Origin of the sequence: Streptomyces sp. NPDC005899 (assembly GCF_040629645.1) — a bacterium.
Taxonomy (GTDB): domain Bacteria; phylum Actinomycetota; class Actinomycetes; order Streptomycetales; family Streptomycetaceae; genus Streptomyces.
The window spans coordinates 1-15,213 of sequence record NZ_JBEXWB010000020.1; the positions used below are offsets into that span (position 1 = coordinate 1).

The 15,213-nt window shown below is 70.8% G+C and carries 12 protein-coding genes and 2 pseudogenes; 12 read left to right on the plus strand and 2 right to left on the minus strand.

What is annotated here, in order from left to right; translation table 11 throughout:
• Positions 1–163: 163 nt before the first annotated feature.
• The gene (locus tag ABZ371_RS04800) at positions 164–1,603 is read right to left on the minus strand and encodes an amino acid permease (RefSeq protein ID WP_358673460.1); all 1,440 of its coding nucleotides are present in this window, start codon (positions 1,601–1,603) and stop codon (positions 164–166) included.
• 225 nt (positions 1,604–1,828) lie between these two features.
• Between ABZ371_RS04800 and ABZ371_RS04805 the strand changes: the two genes are divergently transcribed.
• The 3 genes from ABZ371_RS04805 to ABZ371_RS04815 all read left to right on the plus strand — a co-directional run bounded on the left by ABZ371_RS04805 (position 1,829) and on the right by ABZ371_RS04815 (position 3,713).
• On the plus strand, positions 1,829–2,317 hold the full coding sequence (locus tag ABZ371_RS04805) for a ribose-5-phosphate isomerase (protein WP_358673463.1): 489 nt from the start codon (positions 1,829–1,831) through the stop codon (positions 2,315–2,317).
• A 73-nt stretch (positions 2,318–2,390) separates the two neighbouring features.
• The gene (locus ABZ371_RS04810) at positions 2,391–3,215 is read left to right on the plus strand and encodes a DNA-formamidopyrimidine glycosylase family protein (protein WP_358673466.1); all 825 of its coding nucleotides are present in this window, start codon (positions 2,391–2,393) and stop codon (positions 3,213–3,215) included.
• A gap of 150 nt (positions 3,216–3,365) precedes the next feature.
• Positions 3,366–3,713, plus strand: a complete 348-nt coding sequence (locus tag ABZ371_RS04815) for a VOC family protein (protein ID WP_358673469.1) — start codon at positions 3,366–3,368, stop codon at positions 3,711–3,713.
• Between the two features lie 97 nt (positions 3,714–3,810).
• On the opposite strand, the gene ABZ371_RS04820 is transcribed toward ABZ371_RS04815, so the two are convergent.
• Positions 3,811–5,043: a GNAT family N-acetyltransferase gene (locus tag ABZ371_RS04820; RefSeq protein WP_358673472.1), complete on the minus strand. Its 1,233-nt coding sequence runs from the start codon at positions 5,041–5,043 to the stop codon at positions 3,811–3,813.
• 106 nt (positions 5,044–5,149) lie between these two features.
• Here ABZ371_RS04820 and ABZ371_RS04825 point away from each other — a divergent pair.
• The 9 genes and pseudogenes from ABZ371_RS04825 to nuoN all read left to right on the plus strand — a co-directional run.
• Positions 5,150–6,169, plus strand: a pseudogene (locus ABZ371_RS04825) (PP2C family protein-serine/threonine phosphatase); the annotation flags it as partial.
• Positions 6,168–6,854, plus strand: a pseudogene (locus tag ABZ371_RS04830) (molybdopterin dinucleotide binding domain-containing protein); the annotation flags it as partial. The pseudogenes ABZ371_RS04825 and ABZ371_RS04830, both read left to right, overlap by 2 nt.
• Positions 6,851–8,254: an NADH-quinone oxidoreductase subunit NuoH gene (nuoH, locus tag ABZ371_RS04835; protein ID WP_358673475.1), complete on the plus strand. Its 1,404-nt coding sequence runs from the start codon at positions 6,851–6,853 to the stop codon at positions 8,252–8,254. The pseudogene ABZ371_RS04830 and the gene nuoH, both read left to right, overlap by 4 nt.
• Positions 8,247–8,843, plus strand: a complete 597-nt coding sequence (gene nuoI, locus ABZ371_RS04840; protein WP_358673478.1) for an NADH-quinone oxidoreductase subunit NuoI — start codon at positions 8,247–8,249, stop codon at positions 8,841–8,843. The genes nuoH and nuoI overlap by 8 nt, the downstream gene beginning before the upstream one ends.
• Positions 8,840–9,676: an NADH-quinone oxidoreductase subunit J gene (locus tag ABZ371_RS04845; protein ID WP_358673481.1), complete on the plus strand. Its 837-nt coding sequence runs from the start codon at positions 8,840–8,842 to the stop codon at positions 9,674–9,676. Before nuoI ends, ABZ371_RS04845 begins: the two co-directional genes overlap by 4 nt.
• Complete coding sequence (gene nuoK, locus ABZ371_RS04850) at positions 9,673–9,972, plus strand: NADH-quinone oxidoreductase subunit NuoK (RefSeq protein ID WP_069171239.1); 300 nt, start codon at positions 9,673–9,675, stop codon at positions 9,970–9,972. The genes ABZ371_RS04845 and nuoK overlap by 4 nt, the downstream gene beginning before the upstream one ends.
• Positions 9,973–9,984: 12 nt before the next feature.
• Entirely contained in the window at positions 9,985–11,931 is a 1,947-nt protein-coding gene (gene nuoL / locus ABZ371_RS04855) for an NADH-quinone oxidoreductase subunit L (protein ID WP_358673484.1), read from the plus strand.
• 4 nt (positions 11,932–11,935) lie between these two features.
• Positions 11,936–13,507, plus strand: a complete 1,572-nt coding sequence (locus ABZ371_RS04860) for an NADH-quinone oxidoreductase subunit M (RefSeq protein ID WP_358673487.1) — start codon at positions 11,936–11,938, stop codon at positions 13,505–13,507.
• Positions 13,504–15,168, plus strand: a complete 1,665-nt coding sequence (nuoN, locus tag ABZ371_RS04865) for an NADH-quinone oxidoreductase subunit NuoN (protein ID WP_358673490.1) — start codon at positions 13,504–13,506, stop codon at positions 15,166–15,168. Before ABZ371_RS04860 ends, nuoN begins: the two co-directional genes overlap by 4 nt.
• Positions 15,169–15,213: the final 45 nt, after the last annotated feature.

Here is a 15,213-nt window from a genome sequence, read left to right on the forward strand (position 1 = left end):
CTGGTGGCGGTGCTCGTGGTGGCCGTCTCGCTGGTGCGCGAGGCGCGCAAGCGGAAGGCCTCGGCGCCGTCCGGTCCGAAGAGGCTTCCCCGCCCGCCGGACCGCGTGGCGGGGAGAGCCTCCCCGGTGTCCCCGGCGGTCTTCCGTCAGGTAGGCGTACGGGTCACGCGACCGGCGCCGAGGCCTTCCGCTTGCGCGCCTCGCGCACCAGCGAGACGGCCACCACGAGCACCGCCACCAGCAGCGAGAGCAGCACCTGCTCCCGGCCGGCGTCGTCGGTGAGCATGTAGACGAGGACGAACGAGATCATCGCGATCGTCGCCCACGTGAGGTAGGGGAAGAACCACATCCGTACGACGAGCTTCTCGGGGTCCTCGCGCAGGATGATGCCGCGCATCCTCAGCTGCGTGAAGCAGATCACCAGCCACACGAACAGGGCGACCGCGCCGGAGGAGTTCAGCAGGAACGCGAACACCGTGTCGGGCCACTCGTAGTTGAAGAACACGGCCACGAAGCCGAACACCACGGACGAGAGGATCGCCGCCTGCGGGACGCCCCGCTTGTTCACCCTGGCGAAGGCCTTGGGGGCGTCTCCGCGCTGTCCGAGCGAGAAGGCCATGCGCGAGGCCGTGTAGAGGCCGGAGTTGAGGCAGGACAGCACGGCCGTCAGCACGATGACGTTCATGACCTGGCCGGCGTGCGGGATGCCGATGACGTTCAGTGCGGCGACGTACGAGCCGTCCTCGACGATCGACGAGTCGTTCCACGGCAGCAGCGTGAGGACGATGAAGATCGAGCCCAGGTAGAAGATCGCGATACGCCAGATCACGCTGTTGGTGGCCTTGGAGACGGCGCGCCGGGGATCCTCCGACTCGCCGGCGGCCAGGGTCACGATCTCGCTGCCCATGAAGGAGAAGACGACCATCAGCACACCCGTGAGGATGGCGCCCGGCCCCTCGGGGAAGAAGCCCCCGGTGTCCGTCAGGTGGGCGAGGCCCGGCCCGGGGCTGTCCGAACCCGGCAGCACACCGAAGACGGCGAGCAGGCCGACGACGACGAAGGCGCCGATCGCCACGACCTTGATCCCGGCGAACCAGAACTCGAACTCACCGTACGACCCGACGGAGACCAGGTTCGTCGCCGTGAGCACCAGCATGACGATCAGCGCCCAGGCCCACTGCGGCACGCCCGGGACCCAGCCCTCGAGGATCTTGGCGCCCGCCGTGGCCTCGACGGCGAGCACCACGACCCAGAAGAACCAGTACAGCCAGCCGATGGAGAAGCCCGCCCAGCGGCCCAGGGCCTGGTCGGCGTAGGCGGAGAAGGAGCCGGAGCTCGGCCGGGCGACGGCCATCTCACCGAGCATCCGCATGACGAAGACGACCATCAGGCCGACCAGGGCGTACGACAGGAGAATGGCGGGTCCGGCGGCCGCGATGCCGGCGCCGGAGCCCACGAAGAGGCCGGCCCCGATCACGCCGCCGATGGCGATCATCGAGAGGTGGCGGTTCTTGAGGCCGGCCTGGAGACCGTCCGGGGAGTTCGCCTTGTCCGGGTCACCGGGCTGGTGGCCCGGCTGCTCCAGCGTCGTCTGCGACGTCATGGATCGAATCCTTACGTTTTCTGATCACGTGTGTCGGTCCGGCCGCCGCGGGGTGGTGTGCGGCACGGCCACGCATTCAAGCCCGGGCGGTACCAGAAACGGAACCCCCTCATCCGGTCCTTGACCCGATCGTTGCCACAGTGGCCCGGCCCACATCCCGGGGGCGGCGGACGGTGCCGACCCCGCTGACGGCTACCCCGCCCGGTCCGTGCCACACTTCGCTCCATGCGCGTGTACCTCGGCTCCGACCATGCCGGCTACGAACTCAAGAACCACCTCGTCGAGTGGCTCACGGCCCATGGCCACGAGGCCGTCGACTGTGGCCCCCACATCTACGACGCACAGGACGACTACCCGCCGTTCTGCCTCCGCGCCGCCGAGCGGACGGCCGCGGACCAGGGCAGCCTCGGCATCGTCATCGGCGGCTCCGGCAACGGCGAGCAGATCGCCGCGAACAAGGTCAAGGGCGTCCGCGCAGCACTCGCCTGGAGCGAGCAGACCGCCGCGCTCGGCCGTGAGCACAACGACGCGAACGTGGTGGCCGTCGGCGGCCGCATGCACACCCAGGAGGAGGCCACGAAGTTCGTGGAGATCTTCCTGGCCACCCCGTACTCGGGCGAGCAGCGCCACACCCGCCGCATCGAGATGCTGGCGGACTACGAGACCACCGGCGAGCTCCCGCCGATTCCGGCCCACCACCCCCAGCAGGGCTGACCGGCCCCCACCCGCTTCCCCTGTGCCGCCGGGTCCCGCCCGGCGGCACAGGCGTGTTCCCAGGAGACGTGCCGTGCCCGAGGGGCATACGATCCACCGCCTCGCCGCCGACCACCGCGAGCGGTTCGCCGGCGCACCGGTGCGCGTCAGCAGCCCGCAGGGGAAGTTCGCCGACAGCGCGGTGCTGCTCGACGGCCGGCCGCTCACCGGTGTCGACGCCCACGGCAAGCACCTCTTCCTCGGCTTCGCCGGGGCCGGGCCCGGCGGACCGGCCTGGGTCCACATCCACCTCGGCCTCTTCGGCAAGCTCACCTTCGGGCCGGCCCCGGCGCCCGTGCCCACCGACACGGTCCGGCTCCGTCTCCTCAACGACGCCCACCACGCCGATCTGCGGGGACCCACCACCTGTGCGCTGATCACCGGTCCCGAGAAGCAGGCGATACACGACAGGCTCGGCCCCGACCCGCTGCGCACCGACGAGGACGGTGAGCGGGCGTGGCAGCGGATCTCCCGCAGCCGCGTCACGGTGGCCGCCCTGCTCATGGACCAGAAGGTCGTCGCCGGCGTCGGCAACGTCTACCGCGCGGAGGTCCTCTTCCGCGCCGGCATCGACCCGTACCGGGCGGGCCGGGACCTCTCACGCGGCGAGTGGGACGCCCTCTGGGCCGACCTCCGGGTCCTGATGCGACAGGGCGTGCGCGCCAACCGGATCGACACGGTCCGCCCCGAGCACCTGCCCGAGGCGATGGGCCGGCCTCCGCGCGTCGACGACCACGGGGGAGAGGTCTACGTCTACCGCCGCGCGCGGCAGGCCTGCCACGTCTGCGGCACCGGGATCCGCACGGCGGACCTGGCGGCCCGCAACCTCTTCTGGTGCCCGGGCTGCCAGACCCGTTAGCCGTGCCCGGCGACGGCCACGACGCCGGTCCCGTCCGGGGGCCGGGAGGCCGGCCGAGCCGGCTTCCGGCACGGAACCGCGTGCGCCGGCGTCCGGTCCGTAGTAATCCTGGAGGCACCGAAAACCCGCCGCCGCCGTTCGGAGCGTCCGATGACCATTCGCCGCGTCATGCCCGTCATCCGGTCCGAAGCGCCTCAGGACAACCGGGACTTCTACGGCCTGCTGGGCTTCGAGGAGGTCATGGACCTCGGCTGGATCACGACCTTCGCCTCCCCCTCCACCCCGGCGGCACAGGTCAGCTTCATGACCCGGGACCGCACGGCGCCCGTCGACCCCGACATGAGCGTCGAGGTCGACGACGTGGACGCGGTGTACGAGGCCGTGCGGGGGAGTGGTGCGGAGATCGTGCACCCGCTGCGGGACGAGGAGTGGGGAGTGCGCCGGTTCTTCGTCCGCGACCCCAACGGCCGCGTGGTCAACGTGCTGAGCCACCGCTGAGGCGGCCCGTTCCCGGGAGGCGCCGTCAGGACCCGCGCGGGAACGGCGCTGCGACGCACCTGCCAGGACCCGTGCGGGGCGGGCCCTGACGGATCCGTCAGAACTCGTGCGGGCACCACGGCTCGACCTCCGTGAAGAACGCCGACGAGGCCTCGGCCACCGCGCCCTCCCGCTTCTCACGGATCCGGCCGGCCGCCGCCAGCCCGGACAGCGGCACCCCGCCCAGATACGCGGTACCCAACTCCCGTACGGAGAGCGCGAGGTCCGCGGGGTCCTCGGTCCGGCGGCAGGAGGCGACGCCCTTCTCGTCGGCGGTCAGCCGCCAGCGCCCCGCGTTCCACGGGCAGAAGGCGTCCTCCACGTCCAGCACCACGTCCACCGGGGCCCGGTAGCTCCGCGCCTCCAGCGCCGCGCCCACGTCGACGAGCCGCACGTACAGTCCGTCCCGCAGGTGCACCTCGCAGCGCCGCACGTCCGAGACCATGTGCAGTACGGCATCGTCCGCCGGGCGGTTGCGGCACTCCACGACCGAGACCAGGTCGATCCCGAGGAGGAAGCGCCACAGGGCCGCGCAGGACGCGGGGTCCAGGGCCGCGAGGTCCCGCAGCAGGACGCTGCCCCTGGGGCCGGCGCCGTCCCAGTCCGGCCTGACCCGGTACGTCGCGTACCCGGTGACCCGGCCGTCCCGCTCGGCGAGGACGCACTGCAGGGGGGAGGCGCCCTCCCGGGTCTGCTCCGGGTCGAGCAACGCCAACCGGTCCCACCCCGGCTGCCGCACCGGTGTGCCGGGCCGGCCGGGCGCCAGCCGCGCGTACACGTCCTCACAGGCGGCGAGCGCGGCCGCCGGGGACGCGTACCGCACCCGGACCGCGTCCGTACCGGGCGGCACGTCGAGCCGCACCCGTGCCGTGTCGATCCGCAGGCGCATCTCCCGGGCGGCGGCGCCGTAACCGAAGCGGCCGTAGATCGCGGGCTCCGAGGCCGTCAGCACCGCGAGCGGCTCGCCCCACGCGTGCACGTCGGCGAGCTGCCGCCGCATCATCGACGTCAGCAGCCCGCGCCTGCGGTGCGTGGCCGCCACGCTCACCATCGTCACACCGGCGGCGGGCACCGCGGCCCCACCGGGCACGGTCACGCGGAAGCGGTACGCGCCTGCCGTCCCCACCCAGTCCTCGCCGTCCCGGTGACCGAGGGTTCTCGCCGGGTCGGTCAGCGCCGCGAACAGCTCACGCCTCTCGGGGGCCGAGCCGACCCCGCCGAAGGCACGCTCCGTGCACCCGAACCACGCGTCCCACTCGGCAGCCGCCGGCGGCCTCAGCTCTGTCGTCATATGCCATGCCTACCAAGGCAACGGCGCGGGCGGCGACCCAATTTCCGACACATTGTCACGGGGGTCCCCCTGCACCGGAGGCCGCCCAGTGGATAGGGTCCCCGCAATGGCCCGTCGCACAGGAGTAGACGCGTACCCGGCCCGGTGGCGAAAATCGGCGCACCGGGCGCGCATCGCGCTGCGCAGGTCGGGCGTCGACTACTTCCGCGGCGACGGGTCGGACTGGATAGCCCTGGCCGGTCTGCTGCTCATCGTTCCCGCGATCACCTTCGCCAGTCTCCTCAACCCGGTCTGGTGCTCGCCGGCGGCCCTCGCGCTGCCGATCATCGCCGGTGGTCTGCTGCTGAGGCCGGCCAGCCTGCTGGCTCTCTACGCGACCGCGGCAGCCGCCCTCATCGTGGAGTCCGTCGTCCTCGGCCCCTACGCGGACGGGCCCGCCCGCGTCACCCCCGGCATCGTCCTGACCGTCGCCGCCTGTGGGTTCTTCGGGCTCGTCCTCGCCCAGTTCCGGGCACGGGTGGGGGTGCCGTGGCGGCGTGGCGGGACCATGCTCTTCGACCTGCGCGAACGCATCCGGGTGCAGAGCGCCCTGCCCCGGCTGCCCCAGGGCTGGCACCGCGAGATGGCGCTCCGCCCGGCGGGCGGCCAGTCGTTCTCGGGCGACTTCGTGGTCGCGGCCCGCACCAACGGCGGGCGGACCCTGGAAGTCGTCCTCACCGACGTGTCGGGCAAGGGCATGGACGCCGGCTCCCGGGCGCTGCTGCTGTCCGGGGCCTTCGGCGGACTCCTCGGCTCGCTGCCGCCGCACGGGTTCCTGCCCGCCGCCAACGGCTACCTCCTGCGCCAGGACTGGGAGGAGGGCTTCGCCACCTCCATCCACCTCGTCCTGGACCTGGAGTCCGGCGATTACGAACTCCTCTCGGCCGGCCACCCGCCCGCGCTGCAACTGCACGCGGGCAGCGGCCGGTGGGAGGAGAAGGCCGCCGAGGGCCCGCTGCTCGGCGTCTACGACGGGGCGCAGTTCGACGCGGTCAAGGGCTCGCTGGCCCCCGGCGACGTGCTGATGCTGTTCACCGACGGCCTGGTGGAAGCCTCCGACCGGGACATGGCCGAAGGCATCGACCGGTTTCCTCGTGTCGCTCGAACTGCGGCCCGGCCGGGTCACCGAGCGGGCCGACGTGGTGCTTCCCGTCGCCGCCGTCGCCGAGAAGCCCGGCACCTTCCTCAACTGGGAGGGGCGGGCCCGCATGTTCGAGGCCGCGCTCAAGCCCGAGCAGCTGCCCCGCACCCTCTGCCCGACCGACGCGCGGGTCCTGCACATGCTGGCCGACGCGCTGGACGTCCACCTCGCGCTGCCCGACCTGCGGGCGGTCCGCCGTGAGCTGGACCGCCTCGGCGGCAGGCCCGGCCCGTACGCCGAGGACCCGCACACGGCCTCCCGTCCCGTGCCGCGGCCCGGCGACGGGGAGGCGGTGCTCGCGGGCCACCGGCTGCTGCTCGACCGGGGCAGGCTCCAGGAGGGCGACGAGGCGCTGGCCGCGACCCGGCACGCGGCCGTCGCCAGGGTCTCCGCGGCCACGGCGGCCGAGGCGGGCGTGAAGGACGGCGACCTGCTGGCCGTCACCGGCCCCGCCGGCACCACCGAACTCCCGCTCGCGGTCACCGAGATGCCCGACCGGGTGGTCTGGGTGCCGCTCAACTCCGTCGGCCGCGGCGTCCCCGCGGACACCGGCGCCCGGCCGGGCGGCCTGGTGCGCATCGGTCCTGCCGCACCCGGCTCCCACGTCGTGACTTCGGAGGTAGGAGAGTGACCGCCCTCGCCCAACTCGCGGCGGCCCCCCGGGGCACCGTCCTGGCCGCCGAGGACCTCTCGGTGTTCGGCACGGACCCGTGGTGGCTCGTCGTCGTCAAGGCGGTGTTCTGCTTCGCCTTCCTGATGGTGACCGTGCTGTTCTCCATCGTGTGGGAGCGCAAGGTCGTGGCCTGGATGCAGCTGCGCATCGGCCCCAACCGGCACGGCCCGTGGGGCATGCTCCAGTCGCTCGCCGACGGCATCAAGCTGATGCTGAAGGAGGACGTCGTCGTCAAGCGGGCCGACAAGGTCGTCTACGTCCTGGCCCCGATCATCGCCGCCGCCCCCGCCTTCATGGCCATCGCGGTCATCCCGTTCGGCCCGGCCGGCAACGAGGTCTCGATCTTCGGCCACCGCACGACGATGCAGCTGACCGACCTGCCGATCGCGATGCTGTACATCCTCGCGGTCGCCTCCGTCGGCATCTACGGCATCGTGCTGGCCGGCTGGTCGTCCGGATCGACGTACCCGCTGCTCGGCGGTCTGCGCTCCTGCGCCCAGATGATCAGCTACGAGATCGCCATGGGCGCCGCGTTCGCCTCGGTGTTCCTCTACTCGGGTTCGATGTCGACGTCGGAGATCGTCGCGGCGCAGGAGGACCGCTGGTTCATCATCCTGCTCCCGGTCTCCTTCATCATCTACGTCGTCACGATGGTCGGGGAGACCAACCGCGCCCCGTTCGACATGCCGGAGTCCGAGGGCGACCTGGTCGGCGGGTTCAACACCGAGTACTCGTCCATCAAGTTCGCGATGTTCATGCTCGCCGAGTACGTCAACATGGTGACCGTCTCCGCGGTGTCCGTGACGCTGTTCCTCGGCGGCTGGCGGGCCCCCTACCCGGTCAGCACCTTCTGGGAGGGCGCGAACCACGGCTGGTGGCCGATGCTCTGGTTCGTCGTCAAGGTGCAGCTGCTCCTCTTCTTCTTCATCTGGCTGCGCGGCACGCTGCCACGGGTCCGCTACGACCAGCTGATGAAGCTCGGCTGGAAGGTGCTCATCCCCGTCTCGGTGGTCTGGCTGATGCTGGTCGCCACCGTCAGGGCGCTGCGCAACGAGGGTTACGACTTCTCGCGGATCCTGCTGTACGTCGCGGGGGCCGTCATCGCGGTGCTGCTGATCTCGTTCGTCGCCGACGCCTTCCGCGACCGCAAGGCGAAGTCCGCCGGGGAGGCGGCCGGCCCGGAGCCGGAGTTCGACCCGATGGCGGGCGGCTACCCGGTACCGCCACTGCCGGGCCAGACCCTGCCGCCGGTGCCGCGCCGCACGCCGCGGCGCGAGCGGGAGCTCGTTGTCAGTGGCGGGTCGGACACTCCCGGTGACGACCTCGCGGAAAAGGGAAAGGAGGCTGACGGTGTCTGAGCCATCGGAGCCCTCAGGGGACAAGTTCATGAATCCGGTCGCCGGCTTCGGCGTGACCTTCAAGGCCATGTTCAAGAAGCGGCTGACCGAGCAGTACCCGGAAACGCAGAAGGTGACGGCACCGCGCTTCCACGGCCGGCACCAGCTCAACCGCCACCCGGACGGGCTGGAGAAGTGCGTCGGCTGCGAACTGTGCGCGTGGGCGTGCCCCGCGGACGCGATCTACGTGGAGGGCGCGGACAACACCGACGAGGAGCGCTACTCACCGGGGGAACGCTACGGCCGCGTCTACCAGATCAACTACGCGCGCTGCATCCTGTGCGGACTCTGCATCGAGGCGTGCCCCACGCGTGCGCTGACCATGACGAACGAGTTCGAGCTCGCCAACACCACCCGCGAGAGCCTCATCTACACCAAGGACGAGCTGCTCGCGGGCCTGGAGGAAGGCATGGTCGACAGCCCGCACGCGATCTTCCCCGGCATGGACGAACAGGACTACTACCGGGGCCTGGTGACCGAGGCCGCTCCCGGCACGGAGCGCCAGCGGGTCGTCTCCGAAGGAGAAGCGGACAAGGAGGTGGACGCGTGAGCGCCTCCCTGGCCGCGGCGGCCACCGCCACCTCCACCGGCGAGGCCGTCCAGTTCTGGCTGCTCGGTACCGTCGCCGTCGTCGGCGCGCTCTCCACCGTCCTCATGCGGAAGGCGGTGCACAGCGCGCTCTCGCTCGCCGGCACCATGATCGTGCTGGCGGTCTTCTACCTCGCCAACGGCGCCTACTTCCTGGGCATCGTCCAGATCGTCGTCTACACCGGCGCCATCATGATGCTGTTCCTCTTCGTCGTCATGCTCGTCGGCGTCACGGCCGCGGACTCCCTCAAGGAGACCCTCAGGGGACAGCGGTGGCTGGCCGCCGCCTGCGGGCTCGGGTTCGGCGTCCTCCTGATCGCCGGCATCGGGCAGGCCTCCCTGAGGAGCTTCAACGGCCTCGGCGCGGCGAACGCCCGGCACGGCGGAAACGTCGAGGGCCTCGCCAACCTCATCTTCACCAAGTACGTGTTCGCGTTCGAGATCACCGGCGCCCTGCTGATCACGGCGACCGTCGGCGCGATGCTGCTCACCCACCGGGAGCGCACCGAACGCGCGAAGACCCAGCGGGAGATGTCCCAGGAGCGGGTGCGCAGCAGCCACGTCCCGCCGCTCCCCGCCCCCGGTGTCTACGCACGGCACAACGCCGTCGACATCGCGGGACTGCTCCCGGACGGCACCCCGTCCGAGCTGACCGTCATGCAGACGCTGCGTCAGCGCGGCCAGGTCCGCGACGTGTCGGGCGAATCGCTCGCCGACCTGAAGGCGCTGGAACGGCGCTCCGAGGTGCGGCTGGGCCGTGACCACGAAGAAGAAGAGGAGGAGGTCACCAAGTGAATCCCGTCAACTACCTCTACCTCGCGGCCCTGTTGTTCACGATCGGCGCCTCCGGCGTACTGATCAGGCGGAACGCGATCGTGGTGTTCATGTGCATCGAGCTGATGCTCAACGCCTGCAACCTCGCGTTCGTCGCGTTCTCCCGGATGCACGGCAACCTCGACGGCCAGATCATCGCGTTCTTCACGATGGTCGTCGCCGCCGCCGAGGTCGTCGTCGGGCTCGCGATCATCGTGTCGCTGTTCCGCTCACGCCACTCGGCCTCGGTCGACGACGCCAGCCTGATGAAGCTGTAAGGGGTCGCAGTCGTGGAAAACCTGATCGCGCTGCTGGTCGCGGCGCCCCTGCTCGGAGCCGCGGTCCTCCTGTGCGGCGGCCGGCGTCTCGACGGCGCGGGCCACTGGATCGGCACCCTGCTCGCCGGCGCGTCCTTCGTCGTCGGCGTCGTGCTGTTCACCGACATGCTCGGCAGGGACGCCGAGGACCGGGCCCTGCACCAGACGCTGTACAGCTGGATCCCCGTCGAGGGGTTCCAGGCCGACGTGGCCTTCCAGCTCGACCAGCTGTCGATGACGTTCGTCCTGCTGATCACCGGTGTGGGCACGCTCATCCACATCTACTCGGTCGGTTACATGGAGCACGACGAGCGGCGCCGCCGCTTCTTCGGCTACCTGAACCTCTTCCTGGCCGCGATGCTCCTGCTGGTGATCGCGGACAACTACCTCCTGCTGTACGTCGGCTGGGAGGGTGTCGGCCTGGCCTCGTACCTGCTCATCGGCTTCTGGCAGCACAAGCCCAGCGCGGCCACCGCCGCCAAGAAGGCATTCCTGGTCAACCGGGTCGGCGACATGGGCCTGTCCATCGCGATCATGCTGATGTTCACCACCTTCGGCACCTTCACCTTCGGGCCGGTGCTCGAAGCGACCGGGGACACCGGAGAGGGCAAGCTCACCGCCATCGGCCTGATGCTGCTGCTCGCCGCCTGCGGCAAGTCGGCACAGGTACCGCTGCAGTCCTGGCTCGGCGACGCGATGGAGGGCCCGACCCCGGTCTCGGCCCTGATCCACGCCGCCACCATGGTGACCGCGGGCGTCTACCTCGTCGTCCGCTCGGGCGCCGTCTTCAACGCGGCGCCCGACGCCCAGCTGGTCGTCGTGGTCGTCGGAGCCGTCACGCTCCTCTTCGGTGCGATCGTCGGTTGCGCGAAGGACGACATCAAGAAGGCCCTCGCCGGCTCGACGATGTCGCAGATCGGCTACATGATCCTGGCGGCGGGCCTCGGCCCCATCGGGTACGTCTTCGCGATCATGCACCTGGTGACGCACGGCTTCTTCAAGGCCGGGCTCTTCCTCGGTGCCGGTTCGGTCATGCACGGCATGAACGACGAGGTCGACATGCGCAGGTACGGCGGACTGCGGAAGTACATGCCGGTCACCTTCGTGACCTTCGGCCTCGGCTACCTGGCGATCATCGGCTTCCCCGGCCTGTCCGGCTTCTTCTCCAAGGACAAGATCATCGAGGCGGCCTTCGCCAAGGGGGGCACCGAGGGCTGGATCCTCGGCTCCGTCGCCCTGCTGGGTGCCGCGATCACCGCGTTCTACATGACGCGCGTGATGCTGATGACGTTCTTCGGCGAGGAGCGCTGGCGCAGTGCGGCGACACCGTCGCCCGCCGAGCCCGACGTGGAGCCCGCCGCCGAGACGCGCGGTGAGCACGGCGAGCCGCATCCGCACGAGTCACCGAGGTCCATGACGATCCCGATGGTCGTCCTGGCCTTCGGATCGGTGTTCGCCGGCGGGTTCTTCTCCATCGGCGACCGGTTCCTGCACTGGCTGGAGCCCGTCACCGGACACGACCACGGCCACGCCCCGGTCAGCGCCACCACCGTCACCGCGGCCACCATGGTCGTGCTCGTCGTCGGTGTCGCGATCGCCTGGGCCATGTACGGGCGCAAGCCCGTCCCGGCCGTCGCCCCGCGCGGCTCGCTGCTCACCCGGGCGGCCCGCAGGGACCTGCTCCAGGACGACTTCAACCACGTGGTCCTGGTCCGCGGCGGTGAACACCTCACCCGCTCCCTGGTCTACGTCGACCACACCCTGGTCGACGGCGTCGTCAACGGCACGGCCGCTTCCATGGGCGGGCTCTCCGGCCGGCTGCGCAAGCTGCAGAACGGCTACGCCCGCTCGTACGCGGTCTCGATGTTCGGCGGTGCGGCGGTCCTCATCGCCGCCACCCTGCTGATGAGGGCGGTCTGATCCCATGTCCTTTCCCCTCCTGACCGCGACGGCGGCCCTCCCGGCGATCGGTGCGATCGCCACCGCCGCCGTCCCGGCCGCACGCCGCACCGCGGCCAAGTGGCTCGCCCTGGTCGTCTCGCTGGCCACGCTCGCGCTGGCCGGCATCGTGTTCGCCCGCTTCGAGCCGGGCGGCGACCGCTACCAGCTCACCGAATCGCACGCCTGGATCAAGGACTTCGGCGTCCGGTACGAACTGGGCGTCGACGGCATCGGGGTGGCGCTCCTGGCGCTCACCGCGCTGCTGATCCCCTTCGTCGTGCTGGCCGGCTGGCACGACGCCGACCCCCTGGAGACGTCCTCCTCGCGCTGGCGTCCCACCCAGGGCTTCTTCGCCCTGATCCTGATGGTGGAAGCGATGGTGATCCTCTCCTTCGTGGCCACCGACGTCTTCCTCTTCTACATCCTCTTCGAAGCCATGCTCATCCCGATGTACTTCCTCATCGGCGGCTTCGGGGACCGGGCGCACGCGGGCAGCGACGAGAACGCGGCGGCGCAGCGCAGCTACGCGGCCGTGAAGTTCCTCCTCTACAACCTCGTCGGCGGCCTCATCATGCTGGCCGCCGTCATCGGGCTGTACGTCGTCGCGGGGAGCTTCTCGCTCTCCGAGATCGCCGAGGCCCGTGCCAACGGCTCGCTGGACATGGCGACCGGTACCGAGCGGTGGCTGTTCCTCGGTTTCTTCTTCGCCTTCGCGGTGAAGGCGCCGCTGTGGCCGCTGCACACCTGGCTGCCCAACGCCATGGGGGAGGCGACCACCCCGGTCGCCGTCCTGATCACCGCGGTCGTCGACAAGGTCGGCACCTTCGCGATGCTCCGCTTCTGCCTCCAGCTGTTCCCGGAGGCCAGCAAGTGGGCGACGCCGGTGATCCTCGTGCTGGCCCTGATCTCCATCGTCTACGGGGCGCTGCTGGCCGTCGGCCAGCGGGACATCAAGCGGCTCATCGCCTACGCGTCGATCTCGCACTTCGGCTTCATCGTGCTCGGCATCTTCGCGATGACCAGCCAGGGCCAGTCCGGGGCCACGCTCTACATGGTCAACCACGGCCTGTCGACGGCGGCGCTGATGCTGGTCGCCGGATTCCTGATCACCCGGCGCGGCTCGCGGCTCATCTCCGACTACGGCGGGGTGCAGAAGGTGGCACCCGTGCTGGCGGGGACGTTCCTGATCGGCGGGCTGGCCACGCTGTCCCTGCCCGGTCTCGCCCCGTTCGTCAGTGAGTTCCTCGTCCTCGTGGGCGCCTTCAGCGCCTACCCGGCGGCCGGGATCATCGCGACGGTGGGGATCGTCCTGGCCGCGCTCTACGTCCTGGTCCTCTACCAGCGGACGATGACGGGGCCGGTCAGGGAGGGGATCGGGGGCATGCCCGACCTCAGGGTCAGGGAACTGGCGGTGGCCCTGCCGCTGATCGCGATGCTGATCTTCCTGGGTGTCTTCCCGAAGCCGCTCACGGAGGTCGTCGACCCCGCGGTGCGGCACACCATGCACGACGTACAGAAGAAGGACCCCCAGCCCGAGGTGGAGGCCGCCAAGTGAGCGCAACAGCTGTCCACAGCCTGTGGACGACGGCGGGCGGGGTGACCTCGGCCGCACCGGGCGACACGTTCACCGCGCCGACCATCGAATACGCCCAGCTCGCGCCCGTCCTGATCGTGGTCGGCGTCGCCGTCCTGGGCGTCCTGGTGGAGGCGTTCGTCCCCCGCCGGGCCCGGTACACCACCCAGGTGTTCCTGACCGTCGTCGCCCTCGCGGCCGCGTTCGCCGCCGTGGTGGGCCTCGCCGCCGACGGGTACGCCACGAAGAACGCGCACATCGCCGCGATGGGCGCCGTGGCGGTCGACGGCCCGGCCCTGTTCCTGCAGGGGACCATCCTGCTCGTCTCCATGGTCTCCGTCTTCACGTTCGCCGAGCGGCGCCTGGACCCGGCCGCGCACGGAAACCGGGTGGACTCCTTCGCCGCGCAGGCCGGGTCGGTCCCCGGCAGCGACAGCGAGAAGGCCGCCGTGAGGGCCGGCTTCACCACGACCGAGGTCTTCCCGCTGGTCCTCTTCTCCGTGGCGGGCATGCTCGTCTTCCCCGCGGCCAACGACCTGCTGACCCTGTTCGTCGCCCTGGAGGTCTTCTCCCTCCCGCTCTACCTCCTGTGCGCCATCGCCCGCCGCAAGCGGCTGATGTCGCAGGAGTCCGCCGTGAAGTACTTCCTGCTCGGCTCGTTCTCCTCGGCGTTCCTCCTCTTCGGGATCGCCCTGCTCTACGGCTACGCGGGCACCGTCTCGTACGCGGGCATCGCGAACGTGGTGGACGGCACGGTCCAGCAGATCGACCCGGCCCTCGCGGACACCATGGGCAACGACGCGCTGCTCCTCATCGGAGGCGCGATGATCCTCATGGGCCTGCTCTTCAAGGTCGGCGCGGTCCCGTTCCACATGTGGACCCCGGACGTCTACCAGGGCGCCCCCACCCCGGTCACCGGCTTCATGGCGGCGGCCACCAAGGTCGCCGCGTTCGGAGCCCTGCTGCGCCTGCTGTACGTGGTGCTGCCGGGCCTCACCTGGGACCTGCGCCCCGTCATGTGGGGCGTGGCGATCGTCACGATGCTGGGCGGCGCGGTCGTCGCGATCACCCAGACCGACATCAAGCGGCTGCTGGCCTACTCCTCGATCGCACACGCGGGCTTCATCCTCGCCGGTGTCATCGCGGCCAGTCCGCAGGGCATCTCGTCGGTCCTCTTCTACCTCGCGGTGTACTCCTTCGTGACCGTCGGCGCCTTCGCCGTCGTCACCCTGGTGCGCGACGCGGGCGGAGAGGCGACGCACCTGTCGAAGTGGGCCGGTCTCGGGCGGCGCTCCCCGCTGACCGCGGCGGTCTTCGCGGTCTTCCTGCTGTCCTTCGCGGGCATCCCGCTCACCTCGGGCTTCTCCGGCAAGTTCGCCGTCTTCAAGGCGGCGGCGGACGGCGGCGCGTCCGGGCTCGTCGTGGTCGGTGTGATCTCGTCGGCCATCGCCGCGTTCTTCTACATCCGGGTCATCGTCCTGATGTTCTTCAGCGAGCCGAAGGCGGACGGCCCCACGGTCGCCGTCCCCTCCCCGCTCACGATGACCACCATCGCGGTCGGCGTCGCCGTCACCCTGGTGCTGGGCCTCGCCCCGCAGTACTTCCTGGACCTCGCGAGCCAGGCGGGCGTCTTCGTGCGGTAGGCGGGACGACAGCGGGACACACGCCGGACGGGCCTCGGAAAGTCA

Coding starts and splice junctions, on each gene's coding strand:
- ABZ371_RS04820 (WP_358673472.1), bottom strand. CDS start 5,043: ATGACGACAGAGCTGAGGCCGCCGGCGGCTGCCGAGTGGGACGCGTGG.
- ABZ371_RS04805 (WP_358673463.1), top strand. CDS start 1,829: ATGCGCGTGTACCTCGGCTCCGACCATGCCGGCTACGAACTCAAGAAC.
- ABZ371_RS04815 (WP_358673469.1), top strand. CDS start 3,366: ATGACCATTCGCCGCGTCATGCCCGTCATCCGGTCCGAAGCGCCTCAG.
- ABZ371_RS04800 (WP_358673460.1), bottom strand. CDS start 1,603: ATGACGTCGCAGACGACGCTGGAGCAGCCGGGCCACCAGCCCGGTGAC.
- ABZ371_RS04860 (WP_358673487.1), top strand. CDS start 11,936: ATGTCCTTTCCCCTCCTGACCGCGACGGCGGCCCTCCCGGCGATCGGT.